Annotated in this window: 23 protein-coding genes, 1 tRNA gene and 1 pseudogene; 8 read left to right on the top strand and 17 right to left on the bottom strand. The window is 72.5% G+C overall.

Translation table 11 applies throughout. The features are described 5' to 3' along the window. Positions 1-12 precede the first annotated feature (12 nt). The 3 genes from ACU436_RS27280 to aceE form a co-directional block, all read right to left on the bottom strand. Positions 13-1278, bottom strand: coding sequence for a PucR family transcriptional regulator (locus ACU436_RS27280; protein ID WP_459029813.1), 1266 nt, complete (start codon positions 1276-1278; stop codon positions 13-15). Between the two features lie 118 nt (positions 1279-1396). Then, positions 1397-1603: a cold-shock protein gene (locus ACU436_RS27275; protein WP_343941531.1), complete on the bottom strand. Its 207-nt coding sequence runs from the start codon at positions 1601-1603 to the stop codon at positions 1397-1399. Between the two features lie 191 nt (positions 1604-1794). Then, on the bottom strand, positions 1795-4578 hold the full coding sequence (gene aceE / locus ACU436_RS27270; RefSeq protein ID WP_459029812.1) for a pyruvate dehydrogenase (acetyl-transferring), homodimeric type: 2784 nt from the start codon (positions 4576-4578) through the stop codon (positions 1795-1797). 195 nt (positions 4579-4773) lie between these two features. Here aceE and ACU436_RS27265 point away from each other — a divergent pair, with 195 nt between their 5' ends. Beyond that, positions 4774-5208, top strand: coding sequence for a DUF3052 domain-containing protein (locus tag ACU436_RS27265; RefSeq protein ID WP_459029811.1), 435 nt, complete (start codon positions 4774-4776; stop codon positions 5206-5208). A 36-nt stretch (positions 5209-5244) separates the two neighbouring features. Here ACU436_RS27265 and ACU436_RS27260 read toward each other — a convergent pair whose 3' ends face one another. Beyond that, the gene (locus tag ACU436_RS27260; RefSeq protein WP_459029810.1) at positions 5245-6828 is read right to left on the bottom strand and encodes a phospholipase D family protein; all 1584 of its coding nucleotides are present in this window, start codon (positions 6826-6828) and stop codon (positions 5245-5247) included. 84 nt (positions 6829-6912) lie between these two features. Between ACU436_RS27260 and ACU436_RS27255 the strand changes: the two genes are divergently transcribed. Further along, entirely contained in the window at positions 6913-7374 is a 462-nt protein-coding gene (locus ACU436_RS27255) for a peroxiredoxin (RefSeq protein ID WP_459029809.1), read from the top strand. 7 nt (positions 7375-7381) lie between these two features. Beyond that, positions 7382-7453, top strand: a tRNA-Val gene (locus ACU436_RS27250). Between the two features lie 366 nt (positions 7454-7819). On the opposite strand, the gene ACU436_RS27245 is transcribed toward ACU436_RS27250, so the two are convergent. From ACU436_RS27245 to ACU436_RS27230, 4 genes are all read right to left on the bottom strand, one after another. Next, on the bottom strand, positions 7820-8467 hold the full coding sequence (locus ACU436_RS27245; protein ID WP_459029808.1) for a nucleotidyl transferase AbiEii/AbiGii toxin family protein: 648 nt from the start codon (positions 8465-8467) through the stop codon (positions 7820-7822). 3 nt (positions 8468-8470) lie between these two features. Further along, a complete protein-coding gene (locus ACU436_RS27240) occupies positions 8471-8812 on the bottom strand; it encodes a hypothetical protein (protein ID WP_459029807.1) in 342 nt (113 codons plus the stop codon). 303 nt (positions 8813-9115) lie between these two features. After that, positions 9116-9838, bottom strand: coding sequence for a hypothetical protein (locus ACU436_RS27235; protein WP_459029806.1), 723 nt, complete (start codon positions 9836-9838; stop codon positions 9116-9118). A 74-nt stretch (positions 9839-9912) separates the two neighbouring features. Beyond that, on the bottom strand, positions 9913-10863 hold the full coding sequence (locus ACU436_RS27230) for a helix-turn-helix domain-containing protein (RefSeq protein WP_459029805.1): 951 nt from the start codon (positions 10861-10863) through the stop codon (positions 9913-9915). A 71-nt stretch (positions 10864-10934) separates the two neighbouring features. Here ACU436_RS27230 and ACU436_RS27225 point away from each other — a divergent pair, with 71 nt between their 5' ends. Further along, positions 10935-11759: an alpha/beta fold hydrolase gene (locus ACU436_RS27225; protein ID WP_459029804.1), complete on the top strand. Its 825-nt coding sequence runs from the start codon at positions 10935-10937 to the stop codon at positions 11757-11759. Between the two features lie 37 nt (positions 11760-11796). Here ACU436_RS27225 and ACU436_RS27220 read toward each other — a convergent pair whose 3' ends face one another. Then, positions 11797-12114, bottom strand: coding sequence for a thiamine pyrophosphate-dependent enzyme (locus ACU436_RS27220; protein WP_459029803.1), 318 nt, complete (start codon positions 12112-12114; stop codon positions 11797-11799). 35 nt (positions 12115-12149) lie between these two features. On the opposite strand from ACU436_RS27220, the gene ACU436_RS27215 reads away from it, so the two are divergent. Together ACU436_RS27215 and ACU436_RS27210 are read left to right on the top strand one after the other, a co-directional pair. Next, complete coding sequence (locus ACU436_RS27215) at positions 12150-12659, top strand: hypothetical protein (protein ID WP_459029802.1); 510 nt, start codon at positions 12150-12152, stop codon at positions 12657-12659. A gap of 3 nt (positions 12660-12662) precedes the next feature. Continuing rightward, positions 12663-13016: a hypothetical protein gene (locus ACU436_RS27210; RefSeq protein WP_459029801.1), complete on the top strand. Its 354-nt coding sequence runs from the start codon at positions 12663-12665 to the stop codon at positions 13014-13016. Between the two features lie 22 nt (positions 13017-13038). Here the strand turns inward: ACU436_RS27210 and poxB are convergent, their stop codons facing one another. Together poxB and ACU436_RS27200 are read right to left on the bottom strand one after the other, a co-directional pair. Next, on the bottom strand, positions 13039-14760 hold the full coding sequence (gene poxB, locus ACU436_RS27205) for a ubiquinone-dependent pyruvate dehydrogenase (protein WP_459029800.1): 1722 nt from the start codon (positions 14758-14760) through the stop codon (positions 13039-13041). Positions 14761-14769: 9 nt separating this feature from the next. After that, positions 14770-15933, bottom strand: a complete 1164-nt coding sequence (locus ACU436_RS27200; protein ID WP_459029799.1) for a PucR family transcriptional regulator — start codon at positions 15931-15933, stop codon at positions 14770-14772. A 195-nt stretch (positions 15934-16128) separates the two neighbouring features. On the opposite strand from ACU436_RS27200, the pseudogene ACU436_RS27195 reads away from it, so the two are divergent. Then, positions 16129-17388, top strand: a pseudogene (locus ACU436_RS27195) (salicylate synthase); the annotation flags it as partial. A gap of 51 nt (positions 17389-17439) precedes the next feature. Here the strand turns inward: ACU436_RS27195 and ACU436_RS27190 are convergent. The 6 genes from ACU436_RS27190 to ACU436_RS27165 form a co-directional block, all read right to left on the bottom strand. Further along, positions 17440-18078 carry a Sua5/YciO/YrdC/YwlC family protein gene (locus ACU436_RS27190; RefSeq protein WP_459029798.1) on the bottom strand — a complete coding sequence of 213 codons (639 nt, stop codon included), beginning with the start codon at positions 18076-18078 and terminating at the stop codon, positions 17440-17442. Next, entirely contained in the window at positions 18075-18545 is a 471-nt protein-coding gene (locus ACU436_RS27185) for a hypothetical protein (protein WP_459029797.1), read from the bottom strand. The genes ACU436_RS27190 and ACU436_RS27185 overlap by 4 nt, the downstream gene beginning before the upstream one ends. A gap of 216 nt (positions 18546-18761) precedes the next feature. Continuing rightward, positions 18762-19784: an ABC transporter substrate-binding protein gene (locus tag ACU436_RS27180; RefSeq protein ID WP_459029796.1), complete on the bottom strand. Its 1023-nt coding sequence runs from the start codon at positions 19782-19784 to the stop codon at positions 18762-18764. Positions 19785-20000: 216 nt separating this feature from the next. Next, positions 20001-21206: a serine hydrolase domain-containing protein gene (locus ACU436_RS27175; RefSeq protein WP_459029795.1), complete on the bottom strand. Its 1206-nt coding sequence runs from the start codon at positions 21204-21206 to the stop codon at positions 20001-20003. A gap of 76 nt (positions 21207-21282) precedes the next feature. Then, positions 21283-23463, bottom strand: coding sequence for an FUSC family protein (locus ACU436_RS27170; RefSeq protein ID WP_459029794.1), 2181 nt, complete (start codon positions 23461-23463; stop codon positions 21283-21285). Between the two features lie 72 nt (positions 23464-23535). Next, positions 23536-24177: an NADPH-dependent F420 reductase gene (locus ACU436_RS27165; protein ID WP_459029793.1), complete on the bottom strand. Its 642-nt coding sequence runs from the start codon at positions 24175-24177 to the stop codon at positions 23536-23538. Between the two features lie 77 nt (positions 24178-24254). On the opposite strand from ACU436_RS27165, the gene ACU436_RS27160 reads away from it, so the two are divergent. Further along, entirely contained in the window at positions 24255-24650 is a 396-nt protein-coding gene (locus tag ACU436_RS27160; protein WP_459029792.1) for a winged helix-turn-helix transcriptional regulator, read from the top strand. The last annotated feature ends 126 nt before the right edge of the window (positions 24651-24776 follow it).

Here is a 24776-nt window from a genome sequence, read left to right as displayed (position 1 = left end):
GATCTCCGCAGCTCAGCCGGGGACCACCGGATCCCGACCCGCCTCGAGCCGCGCTGCGAGCACGGCGATGCGCAGCACCAGCGCGTCGCGCGGGTCGGCCGGGCGGAGCCCGGTGAGCTCGGTCACGCGCCGTAGCCGATACCTCACGGTGTTCGAGTGGACGAAGAGCGCGCGGGCACATGCCTCGAGCGCGCTGCCGCTCTCGAGGAACGCCGCGAGCGTCGTCAGGAGCTCCCCGCCGGCCGCCTCCACCGGGTCGATGACGTGGGCGACGAGCCTGCGGTGCGCGACCGCGTCGCCGACGAGGGCGCGCTCGGGCAGCAGGTCGTCGGCCGCAACCGGGCGGGGCGCGTCCGGCCGGGCTGGGGCCGCCCGCAGGCCGGCGAGCGCGTCGCGGGCGCTGGCGTGCGCGCCGGGGAGGTCGGCGGCCCGCGGTCCCACGACGACCGGACCGGGACCGAACGCCTCGACGACCGTGCCGATGTCGCCACCGGTGTCAAGGCCCGGTGGCTCGGACAGCAGCACGACGAGGCGGTTGCCCTGCACACCGACCAGCACCGACTGGCCCGATCGGTCGGCCTCGCTGCGCAGCTCGGACAGCAGTTCCTCGTGGGTCTCCGGGGCCGGGCTGCCGACCACCACGCGCAGCGGATCCGTGGGGTCCCAGCCGAGCGCGGACGCGCGCGAGAGCAGGCCGTCGACCCAGCTGCGCGCCGTGTTGCCGGAGTCCGCGCCCGGGCCGCGGACCACCGCATCGACGACGAGGGCCTCGACCCGCGCGTCCCACGCGCCTCGGCTCTCCGCCTCGCCGGCGTACACCGTGGCGGCCGCGAACGCGATCTCCCGGCCGAAGCGCAGCACCCCCTCGACCAGCGCGCGGCGCTCGGCCTCGTCGGCCGCGAGCGGCGGCAGGTGCTCCTCGAACACCTCCGTCGCGATCCGGACGAGATCGACGGTCTGCGACAGGGTCAGCCGGCGTGCGAGGTCACGCGGTGCGATGCGGAACGCCTCGGCCGTGAGCGGCGGCGCTGCGTGCGATTCCCCGGGGTGCTGCGCTTCGGCCCCGTGCTTGCCGATCCACGCCACGAAGTTGGCCACACCGGTCTGCGTGACGAGCTGGACGCCCGCGCGCAGGTCTGCCGACAGGCGTGCGAACCACGGATGGCGCCGCGCCATGGCCGCGAGACAGGCGGAAGCCAGGTCACCCGCGGCCAGTTCGAGCTTGCGCAAGGTGGCCGGGGACACCCCGGAGGGCGTCCGCGCCCCGTGGTCGGTCACGCGGGCAGCATCGCACGGGGCACCGGCCCCGACGTCAGCGGTGGATCGGCGGGCCGCCGCCTCGACGGCCCGGACGGACGAACCGGCGCTGCGGCGCCGGGACTGCGGAGATCGGCTCTCAGCCGAGCGGAGTGACCTTGGTGGCTTGCGGACCCTTCTGCCCCTGCTCGATGTCGAACGACACCCGCTCGCCCTCGTCGAGGCTCTTGTAGCCGTTCTTCTGGATCGCCGAGTAGTGCACGAAAACGTCTGCACCACCACCGTCAGGAGCGAGGAAGCCGTAGCCCTTCTCGCTGTTGAACCACTTGACGGTGCCCTCTGCCATTCCCGCTCTCCTCGTGCTGGTGCCGGGGCACTGCCCCCGGCCTCGCGCCGCCTGGCGCTCAACGTTGTGCGCCCCGGTCGGGACGCCGTTCGCGATCACTCGCGGCCGGCGTCGCGCCGGAGCGTATCGTGTTCGGGCCTCCCTGCCGAGAGTCAATGACCAGCCTTTTTCACCTTTTGCTATGCCACGTCCTAAGCGACACCGCTGTCGCTCGTCTGCGGTCCGGCCGCCTGCGGATCGTCGATCCGGTACTTCGCGGCGGCCTCGGCCACCGCGCCGCGGTCGAACTCGCCGCGCGCGGCGAGCGCCTCCAGCGCCGCCACCGTGAGCGACTCGGCGTCGACGTTGAAGTGCCTGCGCACCGCGGGCCGGGTGTCGGACAGGCCGAACCCGTCGGTGCCCAGGCTGGTGAACGGCGCCGGCACCCACTGGCGGACGAGGTCGGGCAGCGCCCGCATCCAGTCCGAGGTCGCGACGACCGGGCCGCCCTCGCCCAGCGCGCGGGTGATGTAGGGGACGCGGGGCTCGGCGTCCGGGTGCAGCAGGTTGTGCTGCTCGCACTCGACCCCGTCGCGGCGTAGCTCGCCCCACGACGTCACCGACCACACCTCGGCCCCGACACCCCACTGTTCGGCCAGCATGTCGCGGGCCTGCAGGGCCCACGGCAACGCGACGCCGGACGCGAGCAGGCGCACCTGCGGGCCCTCGGCGCGCGGGCTCGCCGCGTACCGGTAGATCCCGCGCAGCAGCCCGACGACGTCGAGGTCCTCGGGCTCGGCGGGCTGGACGTACGGCTCGTTGTAGACGGTCAGGTAGTAGATGATGTTCTCCGGGTCGTCCCCGACCATGCGCCGCAGCCCGTCCTTGACGATGTGCGCCACCTCGAACGAGAACGCCGGGTCGTAGGCGACGACGGCCGGGTTGGTGGACGCGAGCAGCTGCGAGTGCCCGTCGTTGTGCTGCAGACCCTCACCGGTGAGCGTGGTGCGGCCCGCGGTGGCGCCGATGAGGAAGCCGCGGGCCATCTGGTCGGCGGCCGCCCAGATCGAGTCGCCGGTGCGCTGGAACCCGAACATCGAGTAGAAGACGTAGACCGGGATCATCGGCTCGCCGTGCGTGGCGTACGACGTGCCCGCCGCGATGAACGAGCCCACCGAGCCGGCCTCGTTGATCCCCTCGTGCAGCAGCTGGCCCTCCTCGCTCTCGCGGTAGGCGAGCATGAGCGAGGCGTCCACCGACGTGTACTGCTGCCCGTTCGGGTTGTAGATCTTCTGGGTCGGGAACATCGAGTCCATCCCGAACGTGCGCGCCTCGTCCGGGATGATCGGCACGAACCGGCCGCCGATCTCCTTGTCCTTGACGAGCTCGCGCAGCAGCCGGACGAACGCCATCGTGGTGGCGACCTCCTGCTTGCCGGAGCCCCTGCGCACGACCTCGTAGACCTTGTCACCCGGCAGGACCAGCGGCTTCGCCGCCGATCGCCGGGAGGGCACCGGGCCACCGAGCGCGCGCCTGCGCTCCAGCATGTACCGGATGGCCGGGTCGTCGTCGCCCGGGTGGTAGTACGGCGGCAGGTAGGGGTTCTCCTCCAGCGCGGCGTCCGAGATCGGGATGCGCTGCTCGTCGCGGAACTGCTTGAGGTCGGCGAGCGAGAGCTTCTTCATCTGATGGGTGGCGTTGCGCCCGGCGAAGCTCGGGCCGACGCCGTAGCCCTTGATGGTCTTGGCGAGGATCACCGTGGGCTGGCCGTGGTGCTCCAGGGCGGCCGCGTACGCCGCGTGGACCTTGCGGTAGTCGTGCCCACCGCGCTTGAGGTTCCAGATCTCGGCGTCGGTCATCGGCTCGACCAGCGACTTCGTGCGCGGGTCGCGCCCGAAGAAGTGGTCGCGGACGTAGCCGCCGTCGTTCGCCTTGTAGGTCTGGTAGTCCCCGTCCGGGGTGTTGTTCATCAGGTTGATCAGGGCGCCGTCGCGGTCGGCGTGCAGCAGGGCGTCCCACTCGCGGCCCCAGATCACCTTGATGACGTTCCAGCCCGCGCCGCGGAAGAACGCCTCCAGCTCCTGGATGATCTTGCCGTTGCCGCGGACCGGGCCGTCGAGCCGCTGCAGGTTGCAGTTGATCACGAAGGTGAGGTTGTCGAGCCCCTCCGTGGCCGGGATGTGGATCAGGCCGCGGGACTCCGGCTCGTCCATCTCGCCGTCGCCGAGGAACGCCCACACCCGCTGGTCGGAGGTGTCGCGGATGCCGCGGTCGTGCAGGTAGCGGTTGAACCGCGCCTGCATGATCGCGTTCATCGGGCCGAGGCCCATGGACACCGTGGGGAACTCCCAGAAGTCCGGCATCAGCCGCGGGTGCGGGTAGGACGGCAGCCCGTGGCCGGGCCCACCGTGCGAGAGCTCCTGGCGGAAACCGTCGAGCCGGTCCTCGGAGAGCCGCCCCTCCAGGTACGCGCGGGCGTAGATGCCGGGGGAGGCGTGGCCCTGGATGTAGACCTGGTCACCCCCACCCGGGTGATCCTTGCCCCGGAAGAAGTGGTTGAACCCGACCTCGTACAGGGTGGCCGACGAGGCGTAGGACGAGATGTGCCCGCCGACCCCGATACCCGGCCGCTGGGCGCGGTGCACCGTCATGGCGGCGTTCCAACGGATCCAACGCCGGTACGCCCGCTCGGTCTCCTCGTCGCCGGGGAACCACGGCTCCCGGTCGGTGGCGATGGTGTTGACGTAGTCCGTGCTGGTCAGCGACGGTACGCCGACGTGGCGCTCCCGGGCCCGCTGCAGCATCCGCAACATCAGGTAGCGGGCACGCTGCTGCCCCGCGGCGTCCAGGACCGCGTCGAAGGAGTCGAGCCACTCGGCCGTCTCCTCGGGATCGATGTCCGGCAGGTGGGCGGCGAGCCCGTCGCGGATGACGTGCACGCGCCGCGGACCCGTCCCGGAGGTCCGGGCACTGCCGTCGGTGTTCTGGCCGGTCAAGGGATCTCCCTGCCTTGCTTCTGTCTCGGTCGGTGATGTGTGTGCTCGTCCCCTATCGTGCCCCTCGGCGCTCGATCTCGTAACGAGTGGTTGCGCGTCGGACAGTCGTCGTGTTCGGATTCCGCAACCAACGGGGCCGGAGTCGGGGGACAGGGCACCGGCAATGAGCACTGCACGAGGCAAAGGGGTACACGCGTGGTCACCGCGGATGATGCCGGACGCACGTCCGACATCGCGGGAAAGCTCGGCGTCGAGTCGGGCATGGTCGTCCAGGAACTTGGCTGGGACAGCGACGTCGACGAGGCGGTGCGCGACGCCGTCGAGGAAAGAGCGGGGGACGAGCTGCTCGACGAGGACGCCGTCGATGTCATCGACCTCGTCCTCATGTGGTGGCGCGACGGCGACGGGGACCTCGTCGACGCGCTGATCAACGCGATCGGTCCGCTCGCCGAGAACGGGGTGATCTGGGTGCTCACACCCAAGACCGGCCACCCCGGGCACGTGGAGCCAAGCGAGATCGCCGAGGCCGCACCGACGGCCGGGCTCTCGCAGACCTCCAACGTCACCGTCGGCGAGAGCTGGGTGGGATCCCGGCTGGTGTCGCCGAAGGCGGCCAAGCCGAGGCGCTGAGCGGAGCTTGTCGGAGCGAACGGACGGCGCTGAGCGTCACCACCGGCCGCGCGCGCGATCCCGCCACGGTCGCCCGTCCGGGTCGTAGGCGGTCCGGTACACCGGCACGGCCCACAGTCGGGTGAAAATCGACATCCGTTCGGGTCGGTGGCGGCGCAGCCGCCCCGGAGGGCGCGGCCCGACCCGGCCGCCGTCGTGCCAGGCGTCGAGCGCGGTCACCGCGGCCTCGACGGTGCGCACGGCCTCGTCCGGGTCGAGCAGGTCGGCGTCCTCGTGCGGCTCGCGGTCGAGGTGCTCGCGCAGCAGCGTGAGCCGCAGGTCGCGGGCGAACCGCCGCGCCCCGTCGCCCAGCCCGCCCGGATCGCGCGGATCGCGGTCGTCGCGTTCCTCGTCGAGCACGGCGACCGACAGTTCGCTGTCGTGGCTCCAGGAACGCCGGTTGAGGTTGGCGCTGCCGGCGCACGCCCAGGTGTCGTCGACGACGGCGACCTTCGCGTGGACGTACACCGGGGTGCTGTCGTGGTTCTCGAGGTCGTACACGTGCACCCGGTCGGGGGCGGCGCGCTCGCACACCTCGATCGCCTGCATCCGGCCCACCTGGTTGGGCGGCAGCGCGAGCCGCCCGTCCACGTCCGGATGGCGGGGGACGACGACCATGACGTGCAGCCGGGGGGTGCGGTGCAGCGCATCGGCGAGCAGGCGTGCGATGTGCGGGGACCACATGTACTGGTCCTCCAGGTAGATCAGCCGCTCCGCGCGGCGGAAGACCTTCGCGTAGCCCCGGGCCACGGACCGTTCGCCGCGCGGGGCGAACGGGTAGCCGGGCCGGATCGCGGGGTAGGTGCGCAGCACCTGGACCGTCGCCCGCCCGGCGGGTGACGGATCCGGTGGCCGCCCGGGCAGCGGGTCGGCCCGCATGTCGGTCTTCGTGAACCGGTCGCGCAGCCACGCGACCGGGTTGTGGACGTCGACCGAGTGCGGGTCCTCCCAGCGCTCCCGGAACACCGCGTCGATCAGCCCGACGGCCGGACCGCGCACCTCCAGCTGCACGTCGTGCCACGGCGGTCGGTCACCGTAGGCCGCGGCCATCGGGGCGGCCTGCGGGTCGCCGAGGTGGGTGTGGTCGTCGCGGCGCGAGCGGCTCAGGTCGATGCCACCCGCGAACGCCACGTCCCGGCCCGGGGCGTCAGGTCGGCGCAGCACCACGAGCTTCTGGTGGTGGGAGCCCGCCCACCGCACCCGCGCGTCGAGCAGGACCTCGCCGCCCGCAGCGCGCACCTCCGCACCGAGGAGGCGGTTCTCGGGCCCGTTGTAGGACAGCTCGTCGGCGTGCGAGCGCCACACCAGACCCTTCACGATCACCCCGCGGCGCGCCGCGTCGCAGAACAGCTCGCCGACCGTCGGTCCCTCGGGGCAGAGCAGCTCGTCGGCGTCGCCCGCCCAGTCGGTGAAGAACAGGTGGTCGCCGGGGCGCAACAGCGCCACCTCCGCCGCCAGGCGGGCGAAGTAGGCGCTGCCGTGCACGTGCACCCGGACGTCGTTGCCGGCGCACCAGTCCGGGTGCCGGTAGGCGGGGTTCCCGCGCTCGTGTCCTGTGAGGAACCACTCCGCCGCCCCCATCCGCACCTCCCGTCCGCACCGCGAGTGACCTCGCCCGACTAGGCTCCTCGACGAACGCACCGCTCGCAGCGAGGAGATCTGCTCATGGCGCCCGAGGTCGGCACCGAAGCACCCGACTTCACGTGCAAGGACCAGAACAACCAGGAGGTCACGCTCTCGTCGTTCCGCGGCGCGCGCAACGTCCTGGTCGTCTTCTACCCGTTCGCCTTCTCGGGGATCTGCACCGGCGAGCTGTGCGCGATCCGGGACGACCTCGGCTCCTTCCAGAACGACGACGTCCAGGTCCTCGGCGTGTCCGTCGACCACGTGTTCGCGCTGAAGGCCTGGGCGAACCAGGAGGGCTACCAGTTCCCCCTGCTGTCGGACTTCTGGCCGCACGGTGAGGTGGCGAAGACCTACGGCGTGTTCAACGCCGACCGCGGGATGGCCGTGCGCGGCACCTTCCTGGTCGACAAGGCCGGCATCGTGCGCTTCGCCGAGGTGAACGCCCCCGGCGAGGCCCGCGACCAGCAGGCGTGGAAGAAGGCGCTGGCGTCGGTGGCCTAGCGCACCGGGGCGCGTAGCTCAGCGGGAGAGCACTCGGTTTACACCCGAGCGGTCGCAGGTTCGAACCCTGCCGCGCCCACGTGACCTGCGGAAACGCAGGTGGTTGATCTGTGGTGTCTGCTGGTCCGGGAGCCGAGTGGTCATCAGATGAAGCGCGGTGTCGGTCGTTCGGGCGGTGACTTGCGACGAATGCTGGGCCTGGATGAAGCCGCCGGGATCTGCGATATCGCTGGTCGGAGGGCTCGAGCAGGTGGTCGGTCCGTGGCCGGCGGCTCGTCATCGGCTGCGGCGGGGGGACAGGGACTGCTCGCAGTGGAGGCGTGGAGCCATTCGTGGTGCGAGACGACGGCTACCGTGAACATCTCCGCCCTCTGCTACGGACGAGGGAACGCTGCGACGACGGCCCAGGCGACAGCGGGCGGGGTGCCGAGGCGGGGATAGGCCCTCACCCGTCGGAAGCGAGGGAGGTGTGCCATTCGGCGAAGAGGCTCGTCAGTTGCGGGATGGCGTCGGCGCTGATCCCGTCCTCGGCCCAATCGGCGTCGGTCAGCCGTTTGATGGCGTTCAGAGCGTCGAGGAAGGTCTCGATTGTGAACCCGGCGTCCTTGGCGGCAGCGAGGTGCAGCAGCGTGTCTCGCGTGTAGTGGCGCATCAGTGCGTGCACGTCGTAGAAGTCGCGTGGGCGTGCTCGTCCCCACAGCGCGAGCAGCTTGTCCGCAGCCAGGTCGTCCGGGTGCAGCACCGGTCCGACGTCAAGCATGACGCGGGGCTGGAGACGGCCACCATCGGCGAAGACCTCGACCGTGCACTCGCTTCCGTCGGCGGGGTCGACAGCGACGAAGCGGTGGTCAGCGGGAGGTCGGTCGGCGTCGCGGGACTCCAGACCGCGATCGCGGAGGGCTGCACGCAGCGCAGCGGTGACGTGGCGTGCTTCTGCGTCGTCGATCTCAGTGAACAGATCGACGTCCTGGGTCGCCCTGTCGACGAAGCCGTGGGCGATCATCGCTCCGCCGCCGGCGAGCGCAACGGTGTGCGCTTCGGGCAGCGCGGACGCGGTGCGAACGATCAGATCTTGTAGGGGATGGAGCGGCATGGTTCAGGCGGCGGCGCGCGAGTTGTCGATCAGCGGACGCCAGGCGGACCGAACCCGGCGCGGCAGGTACATGCGGTCCCAGACTTCGACGAGCCCGGGGCCGTCGACCAGCCGGGTGATGTCGTCCAGGTTGCCTTCGACGAGGACGATCTCGTAGAGGTCCCGGCGGCGGTCGAGGTCGGCAATGTCCCAGCGGACCTCGCGAGGGTGAGGGCCTGACCAGAACAGGGACGCGGGTAGGCCAATGGTTCCCGTCGTGGGACCGTGCAGGTCGGTGAGGGCACGCGGCACCTGCACGTCCCGGATCCACCCAGGACGCGCTGCGGGTTGCTGCGTGTCGGTCACGGGTTCATGGTGCCGTACGTGGTGGTCACAGAGCGAGCCGCCGCGACGGGGAGCCATGTCGCCCGCGCTGCGCCGTGGAGCCAATCGTGGGTGTGAACCGCCGTCGAACAGGGTGCCTACGGGCGACTCCAGTGGTGCGGTCGGGCACCGTTGTTGCAGGTAGATGTCTTGTGTGGTGCTGCCTGCACCTTTTACACCCGAGCGGTCGCAGGTTCGAACCCTGCCGCGCCCACCGGTCCGACCAGGACAATTGCAACGCGCTGACCTGCAGCTCCGCTCTCGTGGTGCCCGATGGCGGGCGGATCAGCTCGAGGTACGGCCGGCGGAGCGGTCCCGGTCGAGGAGGTCTGCGGCGTACAGCTCGATGTCTCGCAGGCCGACGCCCCGCCCGCTGGCCCGCAGCCGGCCGACCAGCGGCACCACCTCGTCGGCCCACCAGCGCTGGCCCAGCTCGCGCGGGCCGATACCGGTCAGGCCCCGGCGGAACCCCCAGGCTTCGGCGGCGTCGGCCAGCCGCGCCCAGTCGGCGGGACGATCCAACCACAGCTCGGAGCGGGTGTCGTCGGGCAGCGACACCCGCATCAGGAACTCCCGCTCGGCCGCCTTGCTGGCCAGGTGCGACAGCCTTAGGCACGCCATCGCGTACGCCGTGGTGCAGATCCGACGGACGATCGCCGGCACGCTGTGCTGCTCGCGCTCCCGGGCCACCGAGACGCGGTGGTGCCCGTCGACCACGAAGTACATCTCGCCGAGCTGGATGAGATTCACCCGAGGCAGCGCGATCCCGCCGGCCACGGCATCCGCGACCGACCGGTGACGCGCCCGCAACGCCCGGTTCACCAACCGGAACCGCGCGTCGAAGTCCCCGGCGCGCCCCACGGTGCCGACGATCCGGTCGGTGCGCACGTCGTCCGGGTAGACGATCATGTCGCCGTCCCGGCCCAGCGCGGCGATCGCGTCCGAGAAGACCAGCGGCGCGCGGCCGTCCGGGTCGTCGCCGCGCAGGTCCCGCAACCACCCACCCATGTCCCCATTTTAGGGCGCACTGCGGCCCACCTCGTGACTCTGTGAACTCGTACGTGGTCGGGCAACGCTGCGGCCTACCTGGTTTCGCCGAAGGTCCGCCGGTAGGCGCCGGGGGTGGTGCCGAGGTGCGCCCGGAAGCGGCGGCGCAGGTTGACCGCCGAGGCGAGTCCCACCCGGGTGGCGATGGCTTCCACCGGCAGGTCGGTCCGTTCCAACAGCACCCGCGTCGCGTCGAGGCGCCGGCCGAGCAGCCACCGGCCCGGGCTCGTGCCGAGCTGTTCGGTGAACCGCCGGGCGAGAGTTCGGCTCGACAACCCGGCGTGTTCGGCGAGGCGCACGACGGTCAGGCTGTCGAGATGTGAGGTGGCCCAATCCAGCAGTGGCGCCAATGACTCGTCCGTGCTGGCGGGGGCGGGTCGGGTCACGTACTGGAGCTGGCTGCCCTCCCGGTGCGGCGGCAGCACCATGTTCCTCGCGATCTCGGCGGCGAAGGCCGCGCCGTGGTCGGAACGGACGAGGTGCATGCACAGGTCGATGCCCGCACCGGTCCCCGCGCTGGTCGCCACGTCGCCGTCGTCGACGTAGAGCACGTCCGGGTCCACCCGCACCTCCGGGAAAGTGGCGGCGAGTTGGGCGGTGTGGCGCCAGTGGGTGGTGGCGCGGCGGCCGTCGAGCAGTCCGGTCTGGGCGAGGACGAACGCCCCGGTGCAGATGGCGGCGATCCGCGCGCCGCGCTGGTGGGCAGCCCGCAGCCCCTCGGTGACGGCCGGTGGCACCGATCTGCCCGGTGACTGCCAGCCGGGGATGACCACCGTGTCCGCCTCTCGCAGGGCCGCCAGCCCCGTGTCGACGAGCATCGCGTAGCCGGCGGTGGTGAGCAGCGGGCCGGGGTGCTCGGCACAGACCCGGAAGGTGTAGTGGGCCGGCAGGTCCTGCCTGATGGTGCCGAAGACCTCGGCGGCGCAGGCCAGTTCGAAGGGTGACTGGGGCGAGGTGAGCAGGGCCACCACTCGATGACGGGCCATGACCGTAATGTACCCACAGATGTCTTTTCAGACTCTCGGCCGTAGGAGGCCCCGCGGGCCACGCTGGTCCCGTGGGTGAAACGACTGAACCGGGCGTGCGGAGGACCACGGTCCAGGTCGATGGCGAAACGGCCAGCTATCTGACCGTGGAGCAGGACGGCCCGGTCGTGTTGCTGCTGCACGGGACGTACTGGAGCCGGGTGTGGCTTCCGGTGCTGGGTCGCCTCGCGGAGGCGGGACTACGGCCCATCGCAGTCGATCTCCCCGGGCTGGGGCGCTCGGGAGGCGAGCTCACCCTGGAAGCGGCCAAGGTCCCGGCCCTCGCGGATTGGGTGACGCGATTCGTGTCCGCGCTGAAGCTCTCCGGGCCGATCGCCGTGGGGGCTCATGACATCGGCGGCGCCATCGGCCAGCACCTCCTGGTCCACGATCGACTGGAGGTGTCCGGGCTGGCCTTGGTCAACTCGGTCACCTACGACTCCTGGCCGGCGCCCCACGTGGCCCGGTTCGGGGACCCGGAGGCCGCCGATGGCCTTCTCGACGCGCGACGGCAGGCCGTGACCTCGGCGCTGGCCGGTGCCGCCACCGAGCAGCTGATCGCCGAGTACCTGGATCCGTGGACCGATCCGCGGGTCCGCCGCTCGTGGCTGGCCCTGGCGGGCGCGGCCGACAGCCGCTACACCCTCGATCTCGTTCCGGCGCTGAAGCGGTCCACCACGCCCAAACTGCTGATCTGGGGCGAGGACGACCCCTTCGAGTCGGTGGAGTACGCCGAGAAGTTCGCCGCGGAGATCCCGCGGACCACGCTCGTACGGATCCCGGAAGCGGACCACATCCCCACCGAGAACGCACCCGGCCGGATCGCCCGCACCCTCATCGATTTCTTCACGGCGTAGTGGTCCGTGGAGCGCACTGGACGCCGACCGGACGGTCTCAGAAGATCTGGCGCATGTTCGTCCGGGCCAGGTCGATCAGCTCCGTGCCGCGCCCGGAGAGCACGGTGCGGATCGCGAACAGCGCGAACCCCTTCGCCTGCTCCACGGTGATGGTCGGCGGGATCGACAGCTCCTGGCGTTCGGTGACCACGTCCAGGATCGCCGGCCCGTCGTGGGCGAGGAACTCGGTGACCGCCTTCGGCAGGTCGGCCGAGTGGTCGACGCGCCACCCCGGGACGCCGAGCGCGTCGCCGACGGCGGCGAAGTCGGGGTTGTGCAGGTCGGTGCCGAAGGTGACGAAGCCGGCGGCCTTCATCTCCAGCTCGACGAAGTTCGGCGAGGAGAACCTGGGTGGGCACCGACCGCCTTGCGATGACTTCTGAAAAAGTTCAGAATGATGGTGTGGCGACCGAGGTGCAGTGGAGCGAGTTGCAGCGCGACCCGAAGGGTGTGGCGGCGCTGGCCGACCGGGGCGACGTGCGAGTGCGACGTCGGGACGGCGTGCCACTGCTGCTGGTCCGCGAAGACTCCGCTACGTCGGCGGCTGACGGCGCGTTGAGCGCGGCGCGGGCGTTGCGCAACGCCCTTGCGCACCTTTCTGGTGAGGCGGCCGCCGAGGTGCTGGTGGAGGAGTTCCCGTGGGCGGACCTGCTGTCAGTCGCGGATCGGCTGCAGTTCGTTTCGGACTTCGTGCGCGCGGTCGGCGCGTCGGCCGAACTGGGTCGGTGGTCGGTGTTGGCCCAGGTCCTGGTGGAGTGGAAGTCGACCGCGGCCGTTCACGCCGATCCCGCGCTCGTGGCCGAGCTGTCCCGACCGCTGGATGACGATCTCGGGCCAGTGCCGGCTCCGACCGGGGAGTGAGCGGTGCCGGCAAAGCGTGGTGACCGGGTTGCGCCGCCAGCGCGACCGGACGGGTGGGAGGCGCGGTTCGCGACATCGGAGGCGGCGAAGGGGTGGGAGGAGCTGTGCCGGGTGGCGCAGGCGAACACGTGGGAGGCGTGGGTCGTGCTGACCGAGCGGCCCACCCGGGCGGAGAACCCGGCGCGTCAGCACCGGCTCCGTGGTCAGCTCGCCGAGCGGCAGGTGGGCGGCCAGGTGTTGGCGCAGTGGCAGTACGAGGTCACTGCGGGCGGCCGGATCTGGTACTGCCCGGATGAACAGAGGCGAGTCGTCCGGGTCGTCGCCGCGAGCCCGTCACACCCGAAAATCACGGAGTAGCTGAGATCCGACCGGGACGGATTCAGAAGATCTGGCGCATGTTCGTCCGGGCCAGGTCGATCAGCTCCGTGCCGCGCCCGGAGAGCACGGTGCGGATCGCGAACAGCGCGAACCCCTTCGCCTGCTCCACGGTGATGGTCGGCGGGATCGACAGCTCCTGGCGTTCGGTGACCACGTCCAGGATCGCCGGCCCGTCGTGGGCGAGGAACTCGGTGACCGCCTTCGGCAGGTCGGCCGAGTGGTCGACGCGCCACCCCGGGACGCCGAGCGCGTCGCCGACGGCGGCGAAGTCGGGGTTGTGCAGGTCGGTGCCGAAGGTGACGAAGCCGGCGGCCTTCATCTCCAGCTCGACGAAGTTCAGCGAGGCGTTGTTGAACACCACCACCTTGACCGGCAGCCGCATCTGCCCGAGCGTCACCAGCTCACCCATGAGCATGGTCAGCCCGCCGTCGCCGGCTAGGGCGATGACCTGCCGGTCCGGGTAGGTGGCCTGGGCGCCGATGGCCTGCGGGAGGGCGTTGGCCATCGATCCGTGGTTGAACGAGCCCAGCAGGCGACGCCTGCCGTTCATCCGCAGGTAGCGGGCGGCCCACACGACCGGCGAACCGACGTCGGGGATGAGGACGGCATCGTCGGCCGCTCCCTCGTCGAGCAGGCGGGCCAGGTACTGCGGGTGGATCGGGGCCGCTCCCCGGCTCGGGGTGGCGAGGCCGTCGAGCTCCGTGCGGGTGCGGCGGTAGTGCGTGAGCATGGTGTCCAGGTGCTTGCCGGATCGCTGCGCGTCCAGCCGCGGCAGGAGTGCCTCGATGGTCTCCTTGACCCCGCCGACCAGGGGGACGTCGACCTTCGTGCGCCTCCCGAGCTGCTCACCGCGCAGATCGACCTGGACTGTGGTGGCGTTCCTGGGGAAGAACTGCTGGTAGGGGAAGTCCGTGCCGAGCATGAGCAGCGTGTCGCAGTGCTCCATGGCGCGATAGCCGGAGGAGAACCCGAGCAGCCCGGTCATGCCGACGTCGTACGGGTTGTCCGGCTCGACGGACTCCTTGCCGCGGATCGTGTGGACGACCGGCGCCTGGAGCGTGCCGGCGAGCCGGACGAGCTCGGCGTGCGCTCCCCGGCAGCCGGCGCCGGCGAGGATCGTGACGTTCGACCCGGCGTTCAGCACGCGGGCCGCGGCGTCCAGCTCGCCGGACTCCGGCACGACGCTCGCCCGCGCGCCCGTGATCGACTCGGGTTTCGCGTCCGTCCTGGCCAGGCCGATGTCGCCGGGGACGACCAGCACCGCCACCCCGCGCCGGGAGAGCGCCTCGCGCATGGCGATCCGCAGCAGCCGTGGCATCTGCGCGGGATGCGCGACGTGCTCGGCGTAGACGCTGCACTCCCGGAACAGCTCCTGGGGACGGGTCTCCTGGAAGTAGTTGGACCCGATCTCCTCGCTCGGGATGTGCGCGGCGATGGCCAGCACGGGCACCCGGGAGCGCTGCGCGTCGTACAGCCCGTTGATCAGGTGCAGGTTGCCGGGCCCGCAGCTGCCGGCGCACACGGCGAGCTCGTCGGTGAGCCCGGCCTCCGCGCTCGCGGCGAATGCGGCGGCCTCCTCGTGCCGGACGTGCACCCACGCGAGCTCCGGGCGGGTCCGCAGGGCGTCGGTGAACCCGTTGAGCGAGTCGCCGGGGATGCCGTACACGCGGCGCACCCCGCTGGCCATCAGGGTGTCGGCGATCAGCTCGGCAACGGTGGACATGTCGTCTCCTCACACGTGGACCGGGACCTCGACGGTAGCCGCGCCCACCCCCGGTCGTCCCTCCCGGAAGTGCAGGGCGATGGCGAACTCGAAGCGAGCGGCCGGGTCGTCCATGTCGTCGCCGAGCCGCTCGCGGAGCCGGTGCAGCCGGTACCGGACCGTCTGGGGATGCAGGTACAGGCGTTCGGCGATGGCCTGCGGCCGGCCCGGGTTGTCCAGCCACGCCCGGAGGGTCTCGACGAGCCACCGCTCGCGGTCCGCGTTGCGGTCCGCGAGCGGCCCGAGCCTGCGTCGCGCCAGCTCGTCGGCGGCGTCCGGTGCCGCGTGGACGACGACCGCGACGAGCTCGTCGGACCAGCGGACCGGGCCGCTCCGCACGAGCGCACCACTCGCGACGAGGCTGAAGAGCTGCCGCGCACGCCGGAACGACCGCGGCAGGTCGGTGACCGTCCCGGCGGAACCGATGGAGGCGTCCCTGCCGGCGAGGACCAGCGCGACCCGTCCCGTCGGGCCGACGACGACCACGGCGCCGTCGTACGTCCCGGCCAGGACGTCGTCGTGCATCTCGAGTCCCGCCGTGTCGCCGTGCACGACCGCTGCCACCACGGGCTCCGTCCAGCCTTCCTCGGCCGCCGCCGGGGTTCCGTCGAGCAGCGCCTGCAGCCGGTTCTGGCGGTCCCGCGCCCTGAGGTGCGACGCGGTCTCGATCGCGTCCGAGTACCCGCGCACGGAGTCCGCGGTGAGCTCGTCCACGCAGGCGAAGTGGGCCTGTGCCAGCACCATCGCCGTGTCCGCGTCGACACCCACCTCGTTCGCCACTCGCCGCACGTGGGCCCAGGCCACCCGCGACCCGATCCGGTAGGCGGCGGTCAGCTCGTGCAGGGCCACCCCGGCGACCGCCGCGGCGGCCCCGAAGGACCGGTGCAGGGCGCTGCCGTCGGTGTCCGCACCACCGCTCAGCCGGTCGAGGACCCGCCGGAACGTCGCGTCGATCAACTCGCGGCGCACCGCGGTGTCGGCCCGCTCGGCGATGCCGGGGAACTCGGCGACGACCTGCGCGTCGGTCTCCTCGCGGAGCAGCTCGTGGTCGAGCGTCAAGCGGCGGAGGAGATCGGTGACGCCCGGACGGCGGGAGACGTCGCCGATCGTGGCCTCGATGTCGAATCCACGCACCTCGTGATCGTACGAATCCTCCGAGTCCGCTGCCCGGCGCGCCCGGATCGCGCTGCCCATCGGCGCCGTCTCATAGGAAACCTATGAGGGGGCGGTGCGACTTCGCGGCGAGCACACGTGTCGGCGGGGGCGCGGACGGCCGTAGCGTTCCGGTCGTCGCCGGCCCCGAGGTGGGGCCGAGAGGGAGGGGCAGCCATGGTCGAGCGGATCGTGACGCAGCCGATCGAACCGTCATGGGCCGTCCCGAACCTGGTCGATGCGTGGGGCCGAGGCGAGTACGTCTTCTACGAGAAGGACGGCGTGTGGTCCGCCGGCTTCGGGATCGACGCGGAGGTGTGGGTCGACGACACCGGCGCCCACCTGCGCTCCCCGTCCGCCGCCCTCGACCTGCCGCCGTCCGGTGCGCCCTACGACCAGGTCGACGCGCTCCTCGGGGAGCTGGCGGCGGGCCCGTGGGAAGCATTCGGGTGGGTCAAGTTCGAGGCCGGGGGCTCCCGCCCCGAGGGGCGGGTCGTGCACCTGGTCGTCCCACGGACGCAGGTCCGGTTCTCCCGCTCCGGCGCGGTGGTCCGCGGACCGGACCCCCGCACCGTCGATCGCCTCGTCGACGCCCTGCACCGGCAGCACGCGGGGTGGGCGCCGGCGGGAGTCCGCTTCGATCAGGAGGCGGGCGCCGTCGAGTACACCGAAGCGATCGAGCGGGCGCTGTCGGCGATCCGGTCGCGGACCGTGGACAAGGTCGTCCTGTCCAGAACGGTCCCGGTGGATGCCGATGTCGACCTCGTGGCCACCTACACCGTGGGGCAGGGGCGCAACCCGTCGGCGCGGTCGGTCCTGCTGTCGATGCACGACGTCGAACTGGTGGCGTTCTGCCCGGAGACCGTCGTCAGCGTCGGACCGTCGGGCGCGTTCGTCAGCGAACCGGTCGCCGGGACCCGTGCCTGCCCGCCGGACGCCGCGCTGGCGGCCAAGCTGCGGACGGAGCTTCGCACCGACCCGAAGGAGGTCTACGAGCACGCGATCTCGATCCGCGCGATGCTCGAGGAGCTGGCGGATGTCTGCGCCGATGACGGGCCGGTCGCCTCGGACCTGCTGTCGGTGCGGCGCCGCGGGCCGGTCCAGCACCTCGCCACCCGGGTCAGCGGCCATCTCGCCGCGGGTCGGACGGCATGGGACGCGTTCCAGGCGCTCTTCCCGGCCGTGACGGCGACCGGTGTCCCGCGCGACCAGGCCCGCACCCTCATCGAGGAGCTCGAACACTCGCCGCGAGGGCTCTACGGTGGTGCGGCCGTCCACGTCGAGCACGACGGCACCTTCGACGCCGCGCTGATCCTCCGGGCGGTGCTGCGCGAGAACGGGCGCACCCACCTGAGGGCGGGTGGGGGCATCGTCCCCGGGTCGGAGCCCGCCCGCGAGCTCGAGGAGACCAGGGAGAAGCTGCGCGGCGTCGCCGACGCGTTGGTCGCGCGGCACCCGGCATCCGGCCGGAACCGGACGAGTGGCGGGTCAGGCGAGGAGGCGGCGGAGGGCCCGCTGCGGATCGCCACGGATCGCGGCGGTCTGCGCGCCGTCCCGGACGACCTCCAGGCGGCCCCCGCGCCCGACCCGGACGATGGCCGCCGACCCGATCCGGTCCGGGTCGCGTCGTCCACGGTCGCCGTCGAGGACCAGCAGCCGTCCGCCGAAGGCGGCATCGGCGGTGGGGGCGTCGCACGCGACCGGTGAGCCCGTGCGGTTCGCGCTGCTGAGGTAGAGGTGGCCGCGCTCGTCGAGCAGCGGACGGACCGCGTCCGCCATCGCGAGGGTGGCGGCGAGCCAGCCGTCCTTCGTGGAGGGTCCGAACCAGTCGGGACCGGAGCCGTCCACGGGGAGGAGCAGGTTCAGCAACAGCTCCGCGGACAGGCGGCGGGCGAGCTCGATGCCGGCCTCGTCGAGGTCGAGATGCGGTCGGAGCATGGCGAGGTCGGCCACCGCGACGCCGGCGGCCTGCTGTCCCGGGCGGCCCTTCGCCCGGTTGACCGCGGCGGCGTCCGTCGCGGCCAGCGCGTAGCCGAGCGGGCTCGGCATCGGCACGACGACGGGAACACCGGCGTCCAACCGGTTCCCGGCGAGCTGGAGGTCGGCACCGCTCGTGCCGACTATCACGATCGACACCCCACTCGGGAAGCACACCCGCCCGGGCCCGGCGATTTCAAGGGGGATGGCGAGTACTCGTCACCCGGGTGCGGGCGGTGTCCACCCGCGGCGAGCCGCCACGATCCCCGCTTCGAACCGGGACCGCGCGCAGCCAGCAGTGCACCCGTGGTGAGCTGGCGCAGCCGCGCCCCTCGACCGAGCATCTCCCGCATCGCCACCGATCCGCGCGCGAGCATCGACTCGGTCAACCCGTTCGCCACCAGGACGCTGGGATCGTCGAAACCCACGTACTCGTACCGCGCTCGCCCGAGCAGCTCGCCGGTGACGACGTCCCAGATGTGGCGGGGCGTCCCGCGCACCACCCGGGTGCTCGCCCGCTCGTCCCGCCGCGCCGGGGCGGCCACGGCATCCAGTGCCGCGGCGAGCAGCTCCCGTGCCCCGGCGTCATCCGCCGCGGACCGATCCGTCCGGACCACGGATGGGATGGTAGCGACCGGGGGCGGGGCGGTTCCCATCATCAGCTGTGGCTGGGCGCCCTTGGGTGGGCGCTGCCGCGATTCTCGGTCCGATCATGACGGGCTGAACGTGGCGAGATGCTGTGAATTGCCCTCCGGAGGGCGATCGCAAGCATCTGATCAATGGGAAGCGCTGGCCTGGGCACCGGATGATCACGCGGCAGCGGCCCGAGGACACTAGCCCTGCGAACTCGCCACCTTCTGCAAGGTAGGCCGCAGCTCGTCGAGCAGCCAGTCGACGGCGACGACGTTCGGGGCCTGGAGGGCGACGGCCTGGTCGAGGGTGAGTGGCAGGTAGTTGCCGTCCTGGACGGGGCGGAGCTGGCGCACGAGGGGGTTGTCCTCGAACCGGGCGCGGTCGTCGGTGCCGGCGAAGGTCATGAACAGCACGTCGGCGTCGTCGAGGAGGCCGACCTGTTCGTAGGAGACGCCGACGGTGCCGGGTGCGAGCGCGGCGGTGGCGGGGGCGTTCCGGAAGTACTCCGGGACGTTCAGGCCGAGGGAGCGCATGAACACCGTGGACAGGTTCTGCTCGCCGACGACCATCGGCAGGATGTCGCCGCGGGCCTGGCCGAAGAGGTAGGTGCGCTCGGCGAGCCCGGGGAGCTCGGCGCGCAGGGCTGCGACGGTGGCGTCGGACTCGGCGATCAGGGCTTCGACCCGCTCGCTCTCGCCGATCGCCCGGCCGATCTGGCGTGCGTCGTCCTGCATCGACGAGCCGTACAGCGACTGCTGGTAGACGGCGACCGGCGCGATGCCGGAGAGCCGCTCGTAGCTCGCCCGGTCGAGGACCAGCGGCGACGAGACGGCGAGGATCAGGTCCGGCCGGTACGAGGCCACCTTCTCGATGTTCACGCCGCCGGTGCGGTCCTGCTCGATGCCGAGCACCTCCTCCGACAGCGGCGTGCGGACGTACGGGAGGTTCGGATCACCGGTGCCGTCGGGGCTGTAGTTGCGCACGGCACCGACGATCGGCGCGCCCACGGCGTCGGCGATGGCGATGTCGTTGTAGCCCAGCGCCACGATCCGCTGCGGCTTCGCCGGGATCGTGGTGGTGCCGTAGGCGTGCGTGATCGTGACGGGGAACCGGTCGCCCGTGCCGGCCGCCGACGGTTGCGGCGGGTCCGGTTCGCTGGTCCCGCACGCCGTCAGGGCGAGCGAGCACACGGCGGCGAGTGCCGCCACGATCGCGGGGCGCATGACTCTCCTCGAGTTCGGAATTGGCCAGGCTAAGCTAACCAGTCGCGAGTCGGGGCCTGCGCGGACCCACCACGGGAGCGGTGGACGCACGGATCCCGGGCGAGCGGGCCGACTGCCCGCTGGTGCTCGTCACCGGAACCGAAGACGCGGTGCGGCCGTCCGGACCGATGGCGCAGGAGGTGCTCGGTCGTCGGCTCAGCGCCGCGGACGAGCACCTCAGCTCCCCGTGCCGTACAGCTCCCCGATGATCGTCCTGGCCATCTCGGCCGCCGGGTCGCGGCCGTCCGGGGACGGGGCGAGCGACGTCCAGACCACGACCGTGGTCCCGCGGCCCGGGTCGTACCCGGCGAACGTGTTGAACCCCGGCAGCTCGCCGGTGTGCCCGTAGAACGGCCCGAACCGGGCCAGTGCGAGGCCGTAGCCGGGTCCGTCGGGAGCGGCCGGGTCGACCGGCTGGACGCTGTCCAGCCGAGCCTTCTGCAGGGCCGGGCCGAGCAGCCCGCCGCCGACCAGCGCCTCGACGTAGCGGGTGAGATCCTCGACCGTCGAGATGCCGGCGCCGGCGGCCCACGCCCAGGACGGGTTGGTGCCGGTCACGTCGAGCGGGGCCAGCGTGCCGTCGTGGGCGGCGGCCTGCTTCTCCGGCGACAGCACGTTCGACCCGACCGTCTCGACGTTGGTGCCGTAGCTGTAGCCCTGTGGGTGCGGGTCGGGCAGGGCCGCGGACGTGGTGGCGGGGAAGGACGACCCGGCCAGGCCGAGCGGGTCGAGGACGCGCCGCTGGATCTCGGTCTCGAGGGGGTTGCCGGTGAGCTGCTCGACGATCCGGCCGAGCAGGGCGGTGTTCGTGTTGGAGTAGTAGAAGCCCGCACCCGGCGGGAACTCCGGCGGCATCGCCAGGCCGATGGCGATCAGGTCCTCGGGCGCGTACACCGTCCCGGGCGCGGTGTCCATGGTGGCGCTCAGCTCGGGGGACGTCGTGTAGTTGCCGAGCCCGCTGCGCATCGTGAGCAGCTGCTCGATCGTGATGTTCTGCCCGTTCGGCACGTCGGGCCGGTACTTCGCGACCGGGTCGTCCATGCGGAGCAGGCCCTCGTCGACGAGCTGGAGCACCACCGTGCCGGTCCAGGTCTTGGTGACGCTGCCGATGCGGATGTGGTCCTCGATGCGCACCGGCTCGGTTCCGCGGAACGTCCGGGTGCCGACCGTGATCGTCCAGTCCCCGAGCTCGGGCGAGCGCACCTGCACGGCCGCGCCGGTGACCAGCATGTCCGCGGCGAGCCGTTCCAGCTCCGGCTGCAGCGTCTCCGCGTAGGCCGGCACGTCCGGGGCGGCCGGGGGAGGGGCGGCAGGCTGCTCGGCGCACGCGGTCAGGGCCAGCAGGGCGGCAGTTGCGAGGCCGGCGGCGGCGCGCGAGATCATGGTCAGGTCCTCTCGCCGGTGCTCGGCCTGGGGACGCTAGACCCGTCGTGTGCGCCGGCATACCGACGAACGGCCGCTACCGATTCGACGAGGTGAGGGCCCCGTGCAGCCGGGACAGGTCGTCCGCCAGGCCGTGCAGCCAGCCCCACACGTCGACCACCCGCAGCGCGTCGGAGGGTGCGCGTCCGTACTCGGCGGCCGGTGGGTGCGGGGAGAGCCGCGCGTGCAGTCGGCCGCTGTCGTCGGTGGGTGCCGCGGCCGTGGTCGCCAGGGTGGTGGCCGTGACACGCAGGTCGTGCGCCACCACGGCGGCCGCACCGGTCAAGGCGGCGCCGACCGCGGGCCACGGCAGCGGGCCCGGTGCCGGGTAGCGGCCCCGCAGGAGGTCGGCGTCCTCGACCAGCCGGTGGCTGACCCCGAGCACCGCCAGCCAGTTGACGTCCGGCCCGGCCGAGGCGGGTGCTCCTTCCGAGCGGAACTGGGCGTACGTCGCGTCGAGCAGCGCCAGCAGCTCGGCCAGGTCCGTACGACGCCGGGCCGGCGCGCTGGTCAGCTCGCGCGCCGTGGCGACGACGTCGTCCGCGCCCGCCCGCAGCACGGCGGCCGCGCTGCGGCGCACCTCGCCCGCGCCGCCGCGGGGCCACACCGCCGCGCCGATGAGCGCACCGATCAGCCCACCGAGGATGACGTCGAGCATGCGGGTCTCGGCGAGGTGCCACGTCGAGGGCGCGAGCTGGGCGAACACCACCGCGACCACGACCGTGAACCCGGCCTGCCCGGCTGCCGGCCCGAGCAGCGGTCCGGCCGCGAAGCCCACCGCCATGATCACCGGCAGGAACCACGCGTAGATCTCCGTGCGGTCACCCACTACGACGAGCAGGACACCCGCGACGACGGCCCCGACGATCACGCCCGCGAACGCCGGGCCCAGCGCCGCCCGGCTGGCGACGAGCGACGTGCGCATCAGGGTCAGCGTTGCCAGCATCACCCAGAAGCCGTGCGAGATGTCGGGCAGATCCGCGACGACCCGAGCCGCGGCGAGGCCCACCGCGAGCCGCACAGCGTTCTGGAAGTAGACCGAGCGAGGGGTGAGGTGCACCTGGAGCCGGCGCCACCACCGCTTCGCCGGGGAGTAGCCCAGGTAGGCGAACGTGGCCGGCGCGACCACGCCCCGCGGCGCGGAACCGGCCACACCCAGGGCGGCCCGGGTGCCCACGACGACGGATCGCGTCGACTGCGCGGTCATCACGGCCTCCGCGCCGACGCGCAGGTGGCGCCGCGAGATGTCGTCGTGGGTGGCGAGGATCGTGGCGCGCCGGCTCAGGAAGCCGGCCAACGCGTTGTCGAGTGGTTCGAGCGCCGGCGCCTGCCCGGAGCCGCGCAGCGGGGGCGCACACGCCCCGAGTGCATCGCCCACGGCCGCGACCAGGCGAGCCACGGCCTCCCTGGCCTGCGGGCGGAGGGCGGGATCGTCGAGCAGGGCGACGAGGCCCGTCAGCCGGACCGTGACCGACTGGAGCGCGATCGCGGCGATGCCGAGGCTGCGGTCGTGAACGCCCGGCCCGACCGGCCGTTGCGTGCGCGGCACGCGGTCGAGCCGCAACGCCTCCACGGCATCCACCGCTGCGGTTGCGCACCCGCCGAGCCGGCCCCGGTGCGCGGGCTGGCGCGACGCCGCAATGGCGACCGCGTACCGCCCCACCGGCTCCATCGCGCCGGCCAGGCGATCCGCGAAAGCGCGGGGCGCCGGGGCCGGCCACAGCACCCGGTCCGCCAGCGCCAGCAACCCGACCCCGATCACGAGCCCCGCCAGGCGGGCCGGCAGCGAGTCCGGATCGTAGGGCGGGAAGCAGGGCAGGATGTAGAGCAGTTGCAGGCCGTTGGCCAGCCCGGCGATCCGCGGACCACCGACCGTCGAGAACGCCACGGCAAATCCGACGAGCAGCATCCCGGCCGCGGCGGCCCACACGTTCACCGCGAGGACCGTCCCGAGCGTCACGAGCACCAGCCCCGCCGGCAGCGCGCCGACCAGCAGCCACGTGCGCTCGGCCGGGCTCCCGTCGATGTCTGACAGGAGGCCGAGGGCGATCGCTGCGAACAGCGCGTAGAGCGCCGTCACGGACTCGCCGAGCAGGTATTGGCACGCGTAGAAGCCAAGGCACGCAGCCACGGTCACGCGCGCGGCACGGCGCACCGCCGCGAACCGGGGATCGCGGCGCCGCAGCCACGGCCGGACCTCGGTGAGGATGGCAGGCATGGAATCACCCCGTCGCGCGACGCGGCACATACCGTGGCGCACGTGGCCGGCACGCGTCCAGCCCGGGAAGGTTCAGTGCGCCACGGAGAGTCCGAACGGGACCGGTCCGAGCGCCCGCACGAGCGGGCGGACGAGCAGGACGAACGCCTCCGTCGCCCGGGCCGTGGCGAGATCGCCCAGGTCGACGACCCACTCGGGCCGCCAGCCCAGGTCGGTGAGCAACGCCGCGGCGAGCCGCCGGGCCGCGTCGTCGTCACCCGAGACGAACGCCGATGCCGGTGTCGTGAAGGCGGCGGGCGTGACCATCGCCTCCGCCGGGCCGACCGTGTTGAGGGTCTTGACGACGCGCGTGTCCGGGAGCGCTCGTTGGATCTCCTCGGCGAGGCTCGACCCGGGGTGGCGCAGCGAGGCGGCGAACCCGTCGGGTCCCTGCACGACCGCGTTGGCGACGTCGACGAGGACCGAGCCCGCGAGCTGCGGCGCGAGCGGGCGCAGGAGGCCGACGGACTCGACACCCGGCGTCGCGTTGACGACGACGTCGGCGTGCTCGGCCGCTGCGGCGAGCCCGGTGAGGGGCACCGGGACGGTCCAGCCGGCCGCGCGGCGGGCCGGGTCGCGGGATCCGGCCGTGACCGCGTGTCCGGCCCGGGCCAGCGCCCCCGCGAGGGCCGTGCCTACGTTGCCGGTGCCGAGGACGGCGATGGTGGCTGTCATGGCCGCGACGCTATGGCCGGGGTAGAACGGGCGGGAGTAGGCACTTCGAAGATCCCAGGGCACCGGAAGGAGCCGAGGTGACCACACGGACGGCCGCTGAGCGGCAGGAGGCGCGGCGGGCCGAGCACCGGGCGGCGGTTGCCGCCTGCCCCACGCAGGAGGTGCTCGGGCGGCTCGGTGACAAGTGGGTGCCGCTCGTCCTCACCGCGCTCCGCGGCGGGCCCCGCCGCCACGGCGAGCTGGCCCGCACCGTGGCGGGCGCCCGGCAGAAGGTGCTCACCCAGACGCTGCGCGGGCTGGAGCGCGACGGGCTGGTCGCGCGGTCGGTCACCGCCACCGTGCCGGTGCGCGTGGACTACGCGCTCACGCCGCTCGGCCGGGGGCTGCTCGGGGTGGTCGACTCGGTGGCGCGGTGGGCGGACCGGCACGTTCCGGAGCTGCACGCGGCCCGCCGCGTCCACGACGGCGAGTAGGACCCCGGTCGCCGTTCCCAAATTAGGGGAGCCTGGCCTCAGTGATCGTGGCTGTGGTTCGGGATGGAGCGGGGCGGCAGGTCGGGGACCGGGAACGCCACCTTGAACGGATCGCCGAGGTCAGGG

The organism is Pseudonocardia wallangbongensis, from assembly GCF_054486945.1.
Note: the sequence above shows the minus strand (reverse complement) of the source record. Positions and strands in the feature narration are given on the sequence as shown.

Excerpts from the sequence above, each read along its gene's own strand:
- ACU436_RS27275 (WP_343941531.1), bottom strand. The coding sequence starts at position 1,603 with ATGGCAGAGGGCACCGTCAAGTGGTTCAACAGCGAGAAGGGCTACGGC.
- ACU436_RS27260 (WP_459029810.1), bottom strand. The coding sequence starts at position 6,828 with ATGGGGGCGGCGGAGTGGTTCCTCACAGGACACGAGCGCGGGAACCCC.
- ACU436_RS27255 (WP_459029809.1), top strand. The coding sequence starts at position 6,913 with ATGGCGCCCGAGGTCGGCACCGAAGCACCCGACTTCACGTGCAAGGAC.
- ACU436_RS27245 (WP_459029808.1), bottom strand. The coding sequence starts at position 8,467 with ATGCCGCTCCATCCCCTACAAGATCTGATCGTTCGCACCGCGTCCGCG.
- ACU436_RS27235 (WP_459029806.1), bottom strand. The coding sequence starts at position 9,838 with ATGGGTGGGTGGTTGCGGGACCTGCGCGGCGACGACCCGGACGGCCGC.
- ACU436_RS27230 (WP_459029805.1), bottom strand. The coding sequence starts at position 10,863 with ATGGCCCGTCATCGAGTGGTGGCCCTGCTCACCTCGCCCCAGTCACCC.
- ACU436_RS27220 (WP_459029803.1), bottom strand. The coding sequence starts at position 12,114 with ATGAAGGCCGCCGGCTTCGTCACCTTCGGCACCGACCTGCACAACCCC.
- poxB (WP_459029800.1), bottom strand. The coding sequence starts at position 14,760 with ATGTCCACCGTTGCCGAGCTGATCGCCGACACCCTGATGGCCAGCGGG.
- ACU436_RS27180 (WP_459029796.1), bottom strand. The coding sequence starts at position 19,784 with ATGCGCCCCGCGATCGTGGCGGCACTCGCCGCCGTGTGCTCGCTCGCC.
- ACU436_RS27175 (WP_459029795.1), bottom strand. The coding sequence starts at position 21,206 with ATGATCTCGCGCGCCGCCGCCGGCCTCGCAACTGCCGCCCTGCTGGCC.
- ACU436_RS27170 (WP_459029794.1), bottom strand. The coding sequence starts at position 23,463 with ATGCCTGCCATCCTCACCGAGGTCCGGCCGTGGCTGCGGCGCCGCGAT.
- ACU436_RS27165 (WP_459029793.1), bottom strand. The coding sequence starts at position 24,177 with ATGACAGCCACCATCGCCGTCCTCGGCACCGGCAACGTAGGCACGGCC.